Annotated in this window: 14 protein-coding genes; 7 read left to right on the top strand and 7 right to left on the bottom strand. The window is 48.8% G+C overall.

What is annotated here, in order from left to right; genetic code table 11:
• Positions 1 to 7 precede the first annotated feature (7 nt).
• From L3556_RS11225 to psbA, 6 genes are all read right to left on the bottom strand, one after another.
• The gene (locus tag L3556_RS11225) at positions 8 to 265 is read right to left on the bottom strand and encodes a hypothetical protein (RefSeq protein ID WP_277867358.1); all 258 of its coding nucleotides are present in this window, start codon (positions 263 to 265) and stop codon (positions 8 to 10) included.
• Positions 228 to 587 (bottom strand): DUF6972 family protein, encoded by a 360-nt coding sequence (locus L3556_RS16330; protein WP_422110765.1) that lies wholly within the window; start codon positions 585 to 587, stop codon positions 228 to 230. The genes L3556_RS11225 and L3556_RS16330 overlap by 38 nt, the downstream gene beginning before the upstream one ends.
• A gap of 91 nt (positions 588 to 678) precedes the next feature.
• On the bottom strand, positions 679 to 1,785 hold the full coding sequence (locus L3556_RS11220) for an EAL domain-containing protein (RefSeq protein ID WP_277867357.1): 1,107 nt from the start codon (positions 1,783 to 1,785) through the stop codon (positions 679 to 681).
• Positions 1,786 to 1,857: 72 nt separating this feature from the next.
• On the bottom strand, positions 1,858 to 2,574 hold the full coding sequence (locus L3556_RS11215) for a purine nucleoside permease (RefSeq protein WP_277867356.1): 717 nt from the start codon (positions 2,572 to 2,574) through the stop codon (positions 1,858 to 1,860).
• A 96-nt stretch (positions 2,575 to 2,670) separates the two neighbouring features.
• Positions 2,671 to 3,456, bottom strand: a complete 786-nt coding sequence (locus tag L3556_RS11210) for a sulfite exporter TauE/SafE family protein (RefSeq protein ID WP_277867355.1) — start codon at positions 3,454 to 3,456, stop codon at positions 2,671 to 2,673.
• A gap of 107 nt (positions 3,457 to 3,563) precedes the next feature.
• Positions 3,564 to 4,646: a photosystem II q(b) protein gene (gene psbA, locus L3556_RS11205; RefSeq protein WP_277867354.1), complete on the bottom strand. Its 1,083-nt coding sequence runs from the start codon at positions 4,644 to 4,646 to the stop codon at positions 3,564 to 3,566.
• A gap of 645 nt (positions 4,647 to 5,291) precedes the next feature.
• Between psbA and L3556_RS11200 the strand changes: the two genes are divergently transcribed.
• From L3556_RS11200 to L3556_RS11170, 7 genes are all read left to right on the top strand, one after another.
• The gene (locus L3556_RS11200; RefSeq protein ID WP_277867353.1) at positions 5,292 to 9,581 is read left to right on the top strand and encodes a two-partner secretion domain-containing protein; all 4,290 of its coding nucleotides are present in this window, start codon (positions 5,292 to 5,294) and stop codon (positions 9,579 to 9,581) included.
• 121 nt (positions 9,582 to 9,702) lie between these two features.
• Positions 9,703 to 9,879 (top strand): hypothetical protein, encoded by a 177-nt coding sequence (locus L3556_RS11195; protein ID WP_277867352.1) that lies wholly within the window; start codon positions 9,703 to 9,705, stop codon positions 9,877 to 9,879.
• Between the two features lie 68 nt (positions 9,880 to 9,947).
• Positions 9,948 to 10,256, top strand: coding sequence for a TMEM165/GDT1 family protein (locus tag L3556_RS11190; protein ID WP_277867351.1), 309 nt, complete (start codon positions 9,948 to 9,950; stop codon positions 10,254 to 10,256).
• Between the two features lie 22 nt (positions 10,257 to 10,278).
• Positions 10,279 to 10,569: a TMEM165/GDT1 family protein gene (locus tag L3556_RS11185; protein WP_277867350.1), complete on the top strand. Its 291-nt coding sequence runs from the start codon at positions 10,279 to 10,281 to the stop codon at positions 10,567 to 10,569.
• A gap of 267 nt (positions 10,570 to 10,836) precedes the next feature.
• Positions 10,837 to 11,205: a Fur family transcriptional regulator gene (locus tag L3556_RS11180; RefSeq protein WP_277867649.1), complete on the top strand. Its 369-nt coding sequence runs from the start codon at positions 10,837 to 10,839 to the stop codon at positions 11,203 to 11,205.
• Positions 11,206 to 11,501: 296 nt separating this feature from the next.
• The gene (gene rpoD, locus L3556_RS11175) at positions 11,502 to 12,665 is read left to right on the top strand and encodes an RNA polymerase sigma factor RpoD (protein WP_277867349.1); all 1,164 of its coding nucleotides are present in this window, start codon (positions 11,502 to 11,504) and stop codon (positions 12,663 to 12,665) included.
• A 25-nt stretch (positions 12,666 to 12,690) separates the two neighbouring features.
• The gene (locus L3556_RS11170; protein ID WP_277867348.1) at positions 12,691 to 13,899 is read left to right on the top strand and encodes a PQQ-dependent sugar dehydrogenase; all 1,209 of its coding nucleotides are present in this window, start codon (positions 12,691 to 12,693) and stop codon (positions 13,897 to 13,899) included.
• Positions 13,900 to 13,975: 76 nt separating this feature from the next.
• Here the strand turns inward: L3556_RS11170 and L3556_RS11165 are convergent, their stop codons facing one another.
• A complete protein-coding gene (locus tag L3556_RS11165; RefSeq protein ID WP_277867347.1) occupies positions 13,976 to 14,485 on the bottom strand; it encodes a hypothetical protein in 510 nt (169 codons plus the stop codon).
• Positions 14,486 to 14,743 lie beyond the last annotated feature (258 nt).

Below are 14,743 nucleotides of genomic sequence, written 5' to 3'. Positions count from 1 at the left end.
CTGAAGGCTAAAAAACTTCTTCAGCTAGAAGTGGCCCCTTCACCCGTTCATATTCATCTTCGAGAAGCCATGCTTGGGCATTTTCATAACTAGGGTGAGTGACTACGAGTTTATAATCAGAGGCAGGATTAAAGATACGGCAAGTGCCATCTTGATCCCCTACTAGCATGAGAATCTTAGGGGGAAAAAGGACTGGATCAACCCAAAGTTCCAGATACTTCCAGAGCTTAGCTTGTTCTTCGAGGACTGGTGCGTGGAATTGCATGATACTCACCTGTTGTCTTCACAATTTTGATCTCACCATAGTAAAGAGGAATTTGGCTTCCGTCTGCTCTTATTATGTAGCCGATTGGCTCGGAAAAGTAGAGTCCATACCGTTCATAATCATCGTCTTCATCATCTATTCCAGTTCGCTTTCCCCCTGAAATGATCGCCTCTGTAACTCGTCGTAGGGTTTCAAGATCATTGAATACGTGTGCTCTGCCTTCTCTTTTGAGCAGCCGTTGGACTTGAGGGGTATTTGGCAAATGGCGATCAATTAGGCTCAGTCGAGAATCAGGGGTAATACTTCGGTTAATTCCGCTCATAGATTGGACAATCGAACATTACTTGAAACCCTCTAAAAAAAGCTGCCCTCAAATACAAGGTTTTATATCCAAAATTTTTGATGATTATTATTCAGTCACTGACGCTTGAATCTATATCTAAGTTAATCCGAGGTGGAGCGCAGGGTCGAGCTAAAAAATAACCCTGTACATAGTCGGCTCCATGATCCTGAACCCAGGCTAATTCTGCTGCGGTTTCAATTCCTTCGGCGATCGTTTTAATCTCTAAGGCTTGGGCCACTTCTAAAAGTTTCGCCGTCACCATCGCCTTATATTCATCGCGATCCACGTCTCGGATCAATTCCATATCTAACTTGACAAAATCAGGACGTAACTGATGCAGTAAATTCAAGCCCGAATAGCCGGAACCAAGGTCATCTAAGGCAACGCGGAATCCGGCCTCTCGATAAAAGCAAAGAATATTTTGCAGATGCTTAACATCCTCTGTTTCCTCGGACTCTGTGACTTCAAAAACAATATTATGGTGGGGAATTTCCGCTTGATCAATCAGTTTTACCGTAGATTGCAAGCAGAATTCTGGATCGTAGATTGCTGTCGGTGTAAAGTTAATAAAAATCGGTGTGGTTAAGCGATAGTGAGCCGCAGCTTGAATGGCCGCTTTGCGAGCTTCTAAATCAACTCGAAATAACAGATCTACGGCCCGGGCTGTTTGCAGGAGTCGGCGCGGCGAAATCAAGGAATCATCTGTATCTAACCCGCGACAAAGGGCTTCCTGGGCAAAAATTTGGTTGGGTTGGGCCGCGTTAACAATGGGCTGGAAATGGCTAATAAGACGATTCTCCGCCAGCAGATCCAGGAGCCAATTCGCTTGGGATAGGGCAACTAATCGATATAGGGGCATCACCCGTGGACAGTCAGCCAGTTGGGGTTCACCGCCATTGGGTAAATGGAGAGCTTGGGTATCCTCCAATTCCTTGGTTGTCAGACACCCCTGTAACTCCACCAAGCACTGATCAAGGCGTTGTTGATCGGTCAAGGTGAGACAGACCCCCTGCATCCCCGGTAAAACCTGAAGGGGCCACTGCCGTCGTTTCCAAATTTGCTCCATCTTCGTCAAAATATGGGCAATGGGAAACCAAAGGTACAGCACCCCTCCCGCAGTGGGTACTTCGGGTAGTTCTTGGCAACGGGAGCAACCGGGATGATCTACCCTAGCCATGGTAATAAAACGATAACAAGGATTTTATGGAGCACACTTGAACAACTAGTGAACAATGAGAACGTCTTATTCTTAGTTTAATGCCCGATCGCCCGGCATGGGAGATTGAACCGGGCCGTTATAGTTAATTGTCACCACTGAGCCATTTTCGGAAACCGTGACAATACTTTGAACGGTTGCCACTGTGCCATTCGGGGGGGCACCATAAAAATCAAAGGTTAAGCTACCGTCTGAATTCACCCGCCATGGGGCAAGGTTTGCATCATACATGGCCATTTCAGCACGGTAAGCCCCTAGCCCTCCATTGGCCTTTTCCGCAGCTTGACGAGCCAAGTTCATGCCCCGCTGGATTTCCGGCGTATCTGGGGTAGGTGCTTCTGTTTCTGTGAACTCAACTGGGGTCAGGGTTGCCTCACCACTACGGATCGGGCCATTGTAGTTCACCGTAATGGTGGAGGCATCATAGGCAACTGTGACAACGGTTTCAATGGTCGGAGGCTGGGCCGGCGCTCCCCCTAAAAAGGTAAACGTAAATGTGCTATCGCCATTATCCACGAAGGGTGATTGACTGGCGGGGCCATGCATAGAAGCTTCTGCCCGATAACGGGTTAACCCTCCATTCACCCGTTCCCCTGCTTGGCGGGCTAAATTCCGGGCCCGTTGCAATACCGGATTATCCACACCAAATTGTCCAGGGGGAGTGACTTGGGCCACAGCCATTGAGTTAAATCCAAAAATAGCGGTACTCAAAAGAGAAAGGGAAATGAGGTGGTTGATTGGAGATTGCATAGTGCCTTAACAATTAGAACGATGTATCAATTTATAATCTCTTGACATTTGTTTTGACGTTATTCTGGCCACAATGTTTCCGCTAGATGAGGTGGATTAGGACATTTGCCCAGCTTGGTAAAACGTGTAGCCTGCCAAAATCAGGATCAAGCCGTTGAACAAAACCATAACAGCGCGATCGCCCAAGCGCGGTAATAAGCGGGCACTAGCCTGAGCTGCGATAATTCCACCCACTGCCAAGAGCAAACCTGCCGACACCACCACACTTCCGGCCCAAAAATGCCCCAGACTCGCGGCGATCGCCGTCATAATAATCACCCCTAAACTGGTTTGAATCGCAGTTTTAATCGGTTCCGCCAAAAACAATACCTGCAATGGAACCATAATAATGCCACCGCCGACTCCAAACAAGCCAGCTAATAACCCCGCCGCTCCCCCCGTCAACAAACGAATGCTCATCTTTCCTATTCCCTGCTGCTGTTGGGATTCTATGGCGTCTTGAGGGCCGGCGACTCCAATCTGAGTGATTAATTGGCGGCGGAGATACATTAGATATATATTGACCAACAACATCACGCCAAAGGCAAAAAGCAAATTCGCCGCTGGCAAGCGATTGGCAAGGTAAGCTCCCAATTGGGCTGTGAAGATAGAGGGAACCCCTAAGCCAAGAACTTTTCTCCAATCAAAGTAACCCATACGGGCATTTTGAACCGTGCCGGAAATGGCAATCAAGGCAATGGTTAGCGTACTTGTTCCCACCGCTGCTACGGGCGCAAACCCTTGACTCACCAAGAGGGGCACCATAATCGAGCCGCCGCCAATACCCAAAAGCCCTGAGAGTAGTCCTGCGATCAAGCCGCCAAGCAATAGTATCCAAGTCACAGGTCAAACAGTCCTAGAGACACCCAGTAAACAAGCAAATAGATAAAAGCAAAAAACCGCCCTCAAAAGGAAGGCGGTCAATACATTGTTAAATTCCTGCTGGAGGTCTAGCCGTTGATGCTAGGAGCAACCAGAGCCACAGAATGGGATTCAGCCGAAGCTAAATCGAGGGGGAAGTTGTGGGCATTGCGCTCGTGCATCACTTCCATACCCAGGTTGGCACGGTTGATGATGTCAGCCCAAGTGTTGATCACATTTCCCTTGGAATCAATCACACTGTGGTTAAAGTTAAAGCCATTCAAGTTGAAGGCCATGGTGCTAATGCCCAGAGCCGTAAACCAGATGCCGACAACGGGCCAAGCAGCTAAGAAGAAGTGTAGAGCGCGACTGTTGTTGAAGCTGGCATATTGGAAGATTAACCGACCAAAGTAACCGTGGGCAGCCACAATATTGTAGGTTTCTTCTTCCTGACCAAACTTGTAACCATAGTTCTGGGATTCGGTTTCAGTGGTTTCCCGAATGAGGGAAGAGGTCACTAAGGAACCGTGCATTGCCGAGAACAAGGCACCACCGAAGACTCCGGCCACACCCAATTGATGGAAGGGGTGCATGAGAATGTTGTGCTCAGCTTGGAACACAATCATGAAGTTGAAGGTACCGCTAATTCCCAAGGGCATTCCATCGGAGAAGGAACCTTGACCCAGAGGATAGATGAGGAACACGGCCATGGCAGAAGCCAAAGGAGCCGAGTAAGCCACACAAATCCAAGGACGCATCCCTAAGCGATAGCTCAGTTCCCATTGCCGACCCATGTAGCAGGAAGCACCAAGGAGGAAGTGGAAAATGATCAACTGGTAGGGGCCGCCATTGTACAGCCACTCATCTAAGGAAGCAGCTTCCCAAATGGGGTAAAAGTGCAGACCGATCGCATTACTAGAGGGTACGACTGCGCCAGTGATGATATTATTCCCATAAATCAAGGAGCCAGACACAGGCTCACGGATGCCATCAATATCCACTGGCGGAGCGGCGATAAAGGCAATAACGAAACAGGCGGTTGCAGCTAGGAGCGTTGGGATCATGATAACACCAAACCAGCCAATATAAAGGCGGTTATCGGTGCTGGTGACCCAGTTACAGAAACGCTCCCATACGTTCGCACCTTCGCGGCGTTGGAGAGTTGTAGTCATAATTTAAATGAGTTCAAGATAAATGACATTTCCTTGAAACCTAAGATATTTAGGCCCAAGGTTACTTGCAATGTAGCCTTAAATGTCGAAGAAATGAAAGACTTTGCAACAATAGTTAATGCTTCTTGTTTTTTGTATATATTGCGGCGAGATATATTACGAATCATTAAATAATCATTTTTGTATCGAAACCAAATTCATTGAATACGGCTACTCGAAGACAGGCCACTGTTGTTGAACTTACAAAATATGCCGAAAAATCGCTGCCCTCTAAGAACTTTTCACTAGAGGTTTGCTTAGATGCTTTTTAGGGGCTTTTGTCGAGATCAGACTTGATTTTGATCGATTGAGGCAGGCTTTGGAGAAACCGGTTAATTGAGGTTCCCTTGATGTGTCGGAAATCAGAAGGTGTTGGTCGTTATTTGCTCCCGCAAGCGTATTAAAAAGGATTCGTTTAACTCTCTTTATGAATGGGATGGCAAAAGAAATGTGACAACTTGCGGTTTAGGTTGAAACCAGTTATAACAATACAGTTATGACAATGCTATGACAAAGTTATTACAACGTTGTGGCAATAAGATATCTATTATTCCCTGATATTACAACTGGTATTACAATGAGATATCTGGATTGAGAATCACTGCCATGTTTAAGGTTGCCCGCTCTTGGTTCGCCTTTTTTGCTGTTTTAAGCGTATTTATTCCTCGCCCCACTACTGCCCAAATTACCCCAGCGGTTAATGGTACAGGTACCACTGTGACGGTGAATGGTCAGCAGTTTGATATTGGTGGCGGTGCATTCTCCCAGGATGGTCAGAACCTTTTTCATTTGTTTAAGCAGTTTGGTCTCAATGATGGACAGATTGCCAATTTTTTATCCAATCCCGGCGTTCGCAATATTCTCGCTGGCGTGAATGGTGGCGATGTTAGCTATATCAATGGACTTATTCAAGTCATGGGGGGAAATAGCAACCTCTATTTACTCAATCCTGCTGGAATTGTCTTTGGCCCCAATGCCCAATTAAACGTGCCCGCAGCCTTCCATGCCTCTACTGCTTCACGGGTACACTTTGATGGCGGCATCTTTGATCTCAATGCCATGAATGATTACACCAATTTAGTTGGCAACCCCACTGGATTTGAGTTTTTAAGCACGGGAATTATTATTAATGAGGGAAATTTAGCCGTTGGCCCAGGGCAGAATTTAACGTTGATGGGGCATCAGGTGTTTAATACCGGAACCCTATCGGCACCAGGGGGACGGATTACGATTCAGGCGGTTCCAGAAACGGGAATGGTACGGATTTCCCAGGAAGGAATGATCCTCAGCTTAGAGATTCCAGCGGATCGGATTCCTGAAGATGGGGTGATTGAAGCGGTGGATCTGCCCCGACTGATCACGGGGGGAGAAGATCGTCCACGGGTGAATAGTGTGGTGCATCATGACGATGGCTCGTTTAGCTTGGTTCATGACCCCAATAAGGTTAATCTCCCCATGGATACCCCCACTGCGGTGGTGAGTGGCACGGTGGATGTATCAAATCCGACGGGGATTGGTGGACAGATTAATGTCCTTGGTCAAAACGTGGCTGTGATCAATGCCAACCTGCGGGCCGATGGACAATTGGGGGGTGGCACGATTCTAGGCGGCGGCGATTATCTAGGGGGACGGGCAGGCACGGGGCGTTTAGATTCTAGTTTCAATGCCCAAAATACCTTTGTCGACAATAACAGTGTCTTGAGTGCGAATGCAGTGACCCAAGGCAATGGCGGCACGATTATTACCTGGGCAGACAATAGCACCACATTTAATGGTTCTTTATCGGCGCGGGGTGGTGAACTAGGAGGCGATGGCGGCTTTGCCGAAATTTCTGGGCGGGAGACTCTGAGTATTGGGCCGGGGTGGTCGAATCGGATTGATCTGGCGGCTCCCCTTGGGCAGGCGGGAACCCTCTTATTTGATCCCAATGACATTACGATTCAGGGCGGGAATGTTACTCCCATTGGTGCTAGTCCCACGAATGCCAACACCCTAGGTGCAGCGGATATTAATTTTTTCCTGCAAAATACGGGTTCATTGATTATTGAAACTACTGGAATGGGGGGAAATGGGGATATTACCTTTGAAAATCTTGCTCTAGTGTCTTGGTTATCTGGCAATAGCCTAACTCTTAATGCCGATCGCGACATTACTATGAGTCTTGGCTCCGGGGTGGTTTCAGTCTTAGGGGATATTACCTACAACGCCGATCGCGACATTCAAATTAACTCGGTGGCGGGAGTCGCCTCAGTCTCTGGTGATATTACCTTTAATGCGGGCCGTGATATTGAATTGAATTCCGTCTCAGGGGTGGCCTCAGGGACAGGAAATATTCTCTTTGATGCGGGTCAAGATACTCGCCTCAATAGCGTGACGGGGGTTGCCGGTGGTTTGCGCGATATTACCTTCAATGCCGATCGCAACATCTCTTTAACAAACTCTAGCATTGTCACAGCAACAGGCAATATTACTTTGAATGCTAATGGCAATGTGACTCAAGATGGGAGTAGTACTTTACAAGCAGTAGGCTTGGAATTATTAGGAGGCGGCTCTTTTACCCTAAATAGCTCCACCAATAGCATTATGACCCTGGCAGCGAATACAACGGGGGATATTCAGTTTACTAATGCCGGAGAGCTTGAGGTTGGTACAGTCAATGGTACTGTTGGCTTGGAATTTACGGGCAATGTTACTCTCACAGCCCTTGGGGAAGGTGATGTTTTTGTTATTGAAGACATTATTAAAACTGGGCCAGGAACCTCTAACTTAATCCTGCAAGCTGAAGGTAATATTTTTATTGATCCCATTGATATCGAAAGTTTAGATGGCCCCCTCAATGTCGTCCTGAATTCAGATCGCAATAGAAATGGTGGTGGCATTTACCTCTGCTGCACCAATATTTTCACCAATGGCGGGAATGTGATCATGGGGGGTGGATTGGATCCACTTAATATCCCAGCGATGGGAACCAATGGTACCCTTGGAGCGGGTATTTATGCCGGAGCTTGGATTGAAACCAATGGCGGCAATATCTCCATGCGTGGACAGGGACAGGATGGGGTTGATGATGCTGCGGGGGTGTACCTAGACGGTGCATTTTTTGAGACGGGGAGCGGCAACGTCTTTATCCAAGGTCAAGGAGGGAATGACGGTACATTCAATGACGGAATTTTGCTAACGCCTTCTACAGTAATTGAGACCACCACTGGCAATGTCACTCTCCAGGGCCAAGCAGGGGATAACGATGACTTTAATGGTGGAGTTGTGCTCTCACCGTTTGCGATAATTGAGACTATCAGTGGCAATATTTCTATTCAAGGTCAAGGGGGCAATAACGGTGACGATAATCCGGGAGTTGTCATCGCTCCTATCGCCAGCATTATGACTGAAACAGGTAACATCTTTATTCGGGGCCAAGGGGGTAGTGGAGGCACGGATAACTATGGCATCTTGTTAGGCGAGTCGGATCCTGCCATGCCAACGATCGCCAATAATGTGTCTGGCAGTCTTGTCCTAGAAGGCATTGGTGGCAATGGAGCCATTGGAATTATTAATCCCTGTGGCTGCATCGATAGTTTTCTCGGCAATATCAACAGCACCGCTAATATTACTCTAGCCGCAGACCGTATGGATTTAGAATTTGTCCAAGTACTGGGACGCGGTACCCTAACGCTTCAACCCCTTACCCCCAGTGCAACTATGGGGATTGGTGATGGGGCCCCCGGAACTTTACAGCTATCGACCCCTATCCTGGATCACCTCCTCAATGATCCTGCCTTCAATCAATTTAGTCAGATTAACTTTGGCCGTAGCAATGGTACGGGCCTGGTTACAGCCCAAGGATACACCTTCACGAATAACGTGACATTTCAAAGTGGTGGTGCTGGTAGCCAAGGAATTCAGGTTACTGGCCCGGTCAGTGTTGGCAATAATACCTTGGGCTTTAATAGCGGCGGCCCCGTCACCCAATCTGCCCCTATTACTGCTAATGCCCTACAACTGAATGGTTCAGGCCCCGTGATTCTGACAAATGCCAACAATAATGTTAATACCCTGACGGCAAATACCACGAACTCTATTACTTACCGCGATGTCAATGACCTGACCTTGGCGGGGGTAAATACCAATGGCAATATTCTGAACCTGACCACGGGCGGGAATCTCAACCAAACGGCACCCATTCAAACGGGTGGATTAGCCTTGACGGTGAATGGGAATGTCAGCCTCATGAATCCCAATAATCAAATCAATCGCGTCGCCGCCGAAACCACGGGCAGTTTAAGTCTGGTCAATAATGGCACACTCACGGTTGATACGGTGAACCCGACCGGGATTAGTAGTGGTGGATCGGTCTTTCTGCAAACCCTCAATGGCAATATTGTCCTGAATCAGCCGGTGCGATCGCAGGCGGGGGGAGATGCCGTTGTCCTAGCTGCTGCCAATAATTTCACAAACAATGCCGGAAGTTTGGCAATTCAAGCACCCAATGGTCGCTGGCTCGTCTATTCCACCGATCCCAACTTGGATCAACTGGGCGGGTTAGAAGGATCGGCTCAGTTTGAGTCCCCCTATCCAACCAATCCGCGCTTCAGTGGCAGTGGTTTTCTCTATCGGGTGAGTCGCCCTGTTCAACCCAGTACAACAGTGATCAGTACCACTGTATTAGAGCCATCTGCCCCCCCTCCATTCCCAGCGGATAGTGCTATCCCTTCCCTAGAGTTCTCTTTTCCAGGTAATATCGCCACGATCCTTCAGGGTGAAGAAGAAGGTAACCTCCCCCTTGAAAAAAGCCTCTGTGAGGTTGCTGGGGATGAATCCCCCTTAGATATTGACGGAGTGCCCACAGTCAATGCCGAGCTAGAAGACCTCTGTGATCCAAAACAAGCCCAGGATTAAGAACTCACCTTGCCCTAGTTTTATCTAAAGTTCTGAAAAAACAGTTTTTTGGGCCCATGGGCTGCTATATAATGGAAATTTGCTCTTTTTATGAGCGGCAATCCAACAATCCGAGGTAAGCATGGCAAAACGCCGCAATCCCAAGAAAGAAAAAGCACTTCGTAATCAAGCCTACGCCCGTAAATTTCGGAAGCGTTCCTCTGGGCGGTTTGGTCGGCGGTTCAGCCATAATGACAACCGGACGAACGAAAATAAAGCTGGTGATGCAGCAAACAGCGAAGAATCCAACGAATCCTAACCCCAAATCGTTTTCAAGGCCCAGTTGTTCTCAAGAATACGGCCGTTACTCCGGTAGAGAGATAGCCCATGGCTAAGGACTCATCGCCTGCCAATTCCGGCCCCTGGAAAGAATTTCTGGCGGCCTTTGTCACGATCTTCTTGGCAGAGTTTGCCGATAAAACCCAGATTGCCATTGTGTTAATGGCGGCGGAGTCCCATGCCCCTTGGGTCGTCTTTACGGGGGCGGCCTTTGCCCTGATCATGACCAGCGTGTTGGGGATTGCCCTAGGGCGTTGGCTGGCGGGGCGACTTTCGGCCCAAGCCCTGCAAACCATGACGGGAGCTAGTTTATTGAGCATTTCCCTATGGCTGCTGTGGGATCTGGGGCATCTTTAGCGTAAGAACGGAGAAATCTCGGATGGACTGGCAACTCCTGGGTGTAAGTTTTCTAGTGGTCTTTCTCTCGGAGTTAGGCGATAAAAGTCAACTGGCCGCCATTACCTTGGGGGGAAATGCCCGATCGCCCCGCATTGCCTTCTTGGGCGTTGCCGCTGGCCTGGTCTTTACCAGTTTCTTGGGGGTTCTCCTGGGCAATGGGGCTGCTGAACTCCTACCCGTCCTCTTTATAAAGGCGATCGCGGCGGTGGGATTTGCCTTGTTGGGATTTTATTTACTCTGGCAACCGACAGACAAAGGTAGTGAGGATTAATCAGTAGCTACCTTGTTTCCCTACCAATGTTTCCCCACCAATGAGTGTCCCCCTGCCAATGATCTAAAATCGGCCCTATGATATAAGAACAAGGAAAGTACTAGAAAGTAAATGAGATTTAATCTTACTTAATAATATCAATACCATATCAATCATTCAAAACGTCGAATACCGAAGGCCAGCCTTGTGTTAAGTTCATCTTCTGACACCAATTTTTCCCCCATCCGCTCCCTAGCCGATGCCTTAGAGCAATGCCAGCGAATGGGAATGCGTCTAAGTCGTCAACGACGGGCGATTCTAGAATTACTGTGGCAGACAGAGGATCATTTATCCGCCCGCCAAATCTACGATCGCCTTAACCAAGAGGGCAAGGATATTGGCCACACCTCCGTTTACCAAAACCTTGACGCACTTTCTGAGCAGGGCATCATTGAATGTGTGGAACGGGCCGACGGCCGCCTCTATGGCAATATTAGCGATAGTCATAGCCATGTAAATTGCCTAGATACCGAAAAGATTCTGGATGTCCATGTTCAACTTCCAGCAGATTTGATCGCCAAGATTGAGGCGGAAACGGGGGTCAAAATTGTGGACTATCGCATTGACTTCTATGGCTATCAGCAGCCACAATTGTAACGACTTATTGCGCAATTGTTAGTAATTGTTGACAAAATGTGCATAGGGTAAGGATGCAGGTAAAAAAAGATCCCCATATTCATGGGCAAGTTTTGTTAGAAAGGCTACAATCAACTAGGCTTTAGCTTAAATTAGTTATCAGAACTCTGTAGAATTCGATCTGACGATCGCCGAGCCTGTGCGTGGGTCAACACCCCCCAGGATGCAAGTCATCAATATTCGTCAGTCAATCATCTACAGCAATCAGGCTGAACAAATTTGCAATTGGAACTTAGGGAGATTATGAGGAAAACGGCATGACTCAGGCGAACGTACTCGAAGTTTATGAACAGGCAGCCAACAATATTGATGATGTTGTTTTATTGCCGGAATATGGCTTAGGCACTGTAGAGGCAGAAACCGACGATGAGGAAGCAGAGGACTTTGACGATGCCGATCTAGATGCTAAGACAGGTAAACCTCGAGCCGGTCGCCGTCGCACCCAAGCCAAGAAAAAACACTACACCGAAGATTCAATCCGACTGTACTTGCAGGAAATTGGTCGGATTCGGCTGTTGCGGGCGGATGAAGAAATTGAATTGGCTCGGAAAATTGCCGACTTACTGGAATTGGAACGGGTTCGCGATCGCCTCAGTGAGGATCTCGACTGTGACCCAGAGGATTTAGAGCGTCATCCCAGCCGTTGGGCCGAAGAACTGGAGTTATCCCTCCCCGCCTTTCGCCATCGCCTGTTTGTGGGTCGCAAAGCCAAGGAAAAGATGGTGCAGTCCAATCTGCGGTTGGTGGTGTCCATTGCAAAGAAATACATGAACCGGGGCCTCTCGTTTCAGGATCTGATTCAAGAGGGGAGTCTCGGCCTCATTCGCGCTGCCGAAAAGTTTGATCACGAGAAAGGCTATAAATTTTCCACCTATGCTACCTGGTGGATTCGTCAGGCCATTACCCGGGCGATCGCCGATCAATCGCGAACCATTCGTTTGCCCGTGCACCTCTACGAAACCATTTCTCGGATTAAAAAGACCACAAAACTCCTCTCCCAGGAAATGGGCCGCAAACCAACCGAAGAAGAAATTGCAGATCGCATGGAAATGACGATTGAGAAACTTCGGTTCATTGCCAAGTCCGCCCAACTGCCCATCTCCCTAGAAACCCCCATTGGTAAAGAAGAAGATTCGCGCCTGGGGGATTTTATTGAATCCGATGGCGAGACCCCCGAAGATCAAGTGTCCAAACATTTGCTGCGGGAAGACCTGGAAACCGTCCTTTGCACCCTCAGCCCCCGGGAGCGGGATGTATTAAAGCTGCGCTATGGCTTGGATGATGGCCGCATGAAAACCCTAGAAGAGATTGGGCAACTGTTCAATGTCACCCGGGAACGGATTCGGCAAATAGAGGCCAAGGCGTTGCGGAAACTGCGTCATCCCAACCGGAATAGTGTCCTCAAAGAGTACATCCGTTAATCAATAACGGAATCTATCTCTGTCTATGGTGCGTTGGTCGATTGCCCTTGCCGTTTTAATCACCACCTGCTTGCTGGGTTGTGGGGTTGGTTCGAGTAATGGCCAAGCCCCGGATGTTGATTCTCCTAGTAATGAATCAATGTCAACGATGTCTGTCCAGCCAGAGCCGGGATGGGAACTGGTGGCGATCGCCCAAGGACTGGAACATCCCTGGGCCATGGCCTGGCTACCCAACGGGGACATCCTGATTACGGAGCGGCCCGGCCGATTACGCCTAGTTCAAGACGGAGAACTGCAACCCGAACCCATTGCTGGTATTCCCGATATTCCCAATTTGTTGGCGTTGGGTCAGGGTGGTTTGTTAGACATTGCCCTGCATCCTCGCTTTGACGAAAATCAGTGGGTTTACGTTACCTATGCCCAGGGAACAGCAGCGGCAAATCGAACCACCGTAGCCCGGGCCCGCCTTCAGGAGCAGTCCCTAGAGGATTGGCAGGTCATTTTTGAGGTATCCCCCGCTAAACCCGGAGGGCAGCACTTTGGTTCTCGCTTACTGTGGTTGCCCGATGAAACCCTACTCGTGTCCGTGGGGGATGGGGGCAATGCTCCCCTACAGTTGGCAGGGGCGTTAATTCGCGAACAGGCCCAAGATCGGCGAAGTCATCTCGGCAAAATTTTACGGATCAATGGGGATGGCTCCATACCCGTAGATAACCCCTTTGTGGGGCGAGGGGATAGGGATGGGGCACTGTGGAGTTATGGCCATCGCAATAGTCAAGGACTAGCCTACGATCCGCTGACAGATCGGGTATGGTCTACGGAGCATGGGGCCCTGGGGGGGGATGAACTTAATTTAATTGAGCCGGGTAAAAATTATGGTTGGCCCGTTGTCACCCACAGCCGGGATTATTCAGGGGCGATTATTTCCACGGAAACGTCTCAACCAGGCATGGTAGACCCCTTAGTGGTTTGGACTCCCGCCATTGCTCCCTCAGGATTGGCCCTATACCGGGGCGATCGCCATGGGGGATGGCAGGGCAATCTCTTTGCGGGGGGATTAGTTTCCCAGGAGGTTCATCGCATTGAACTGGATGATCAGGGACAAGTTTTGCGGGAAACCTCTATACCCATAGGGCAACGGGTGCGGGATGTACGCCAAGGCCCCGATGATTTTCTCTACGTTTTAACGGATAGCCGCAATAATGGTCAACTCCTGCGGATTGAGCCGAATTAGCAGTCTACCTTAGCCCTATGAAAAACGATCAAAAATTTTAAGCCTAAAACTCAACCCGTTGGAATTGTGGAGCATATCAACGGTTTTCAAGGCAGTAATTAGCATAGGCCTGACTGAGCGTTTGCAGATCCTTGTAGGCTTGCTGTTCAGCGGCCTGGAGATTCTCAATGATTTGCTCCATACTGGTATCGCCTTGACGATAGGTGAGGGTACCTTCGGTATCCATCAATTCTGCCCGATCCTCCATCACCGTGGCTAAATGCTCGTAGGCGGCGGCCATAACCTGTCGATGCTCCCCTAGGGTTTGATCCTGAAGCTCTAGGGCCTGGAGATCTTCAGCCAAGGTCTGGTAAATTTGGGCATTTTCCAAGGTGGTAGCGCGGGTTTGGGTTCCTAATATCTGTTGACTCTGGCTTGCCTGAACGGTGTCGATCACGGCTGCACATTGCTCCTGTAAGCTTTGCCCACAACTAGCCAAGAGAATAGAAAGGCTTCCAACCACCAGCAAACAGCAAGAATGGGCGATCGCCCTTGGAAACGGCATGGGCAGGATGGGCGGGATGGGTTCCTTAGTAAAACGTTGCATAGTTTAGACTTGCTAGAATGATTAAAACTAGAAAAATTAAAAATGTAAGATACTTGACTAACTCTAGCTCGTTAAGTAGGACATCCATGGGATTTGGCTCAGGAGTAATCCTATGACTGCCACACCAAATTCCAGGTAGCAGTTTTAGTTTTCCAAAGAAAATTATCAAAACAGTGTTGAGCGATTTCGAGGTCGAGTACAGGTAATTGCTTGACGCTCAGTTCAGCCCTGCCAAGATTGACCTAGCTCTGGCAACCT

It is taken from the genome of Candidatus Synechococcus calcipolaris G9, from assembly GCF_029582805.1.
Classification (GTDB): domain Bacteria; phylum Cyanobacteriota; class Cyanobacteriia; order Thermosynechococcales; family Thermosynechococcaceae; genus Synechococcus_F; species Synechococcus_F calcipolaris.
Note: the sequence above shows the minus strand (reverse complement) of the source record. Positions and strands in the feature narration are given on the sequence as shown.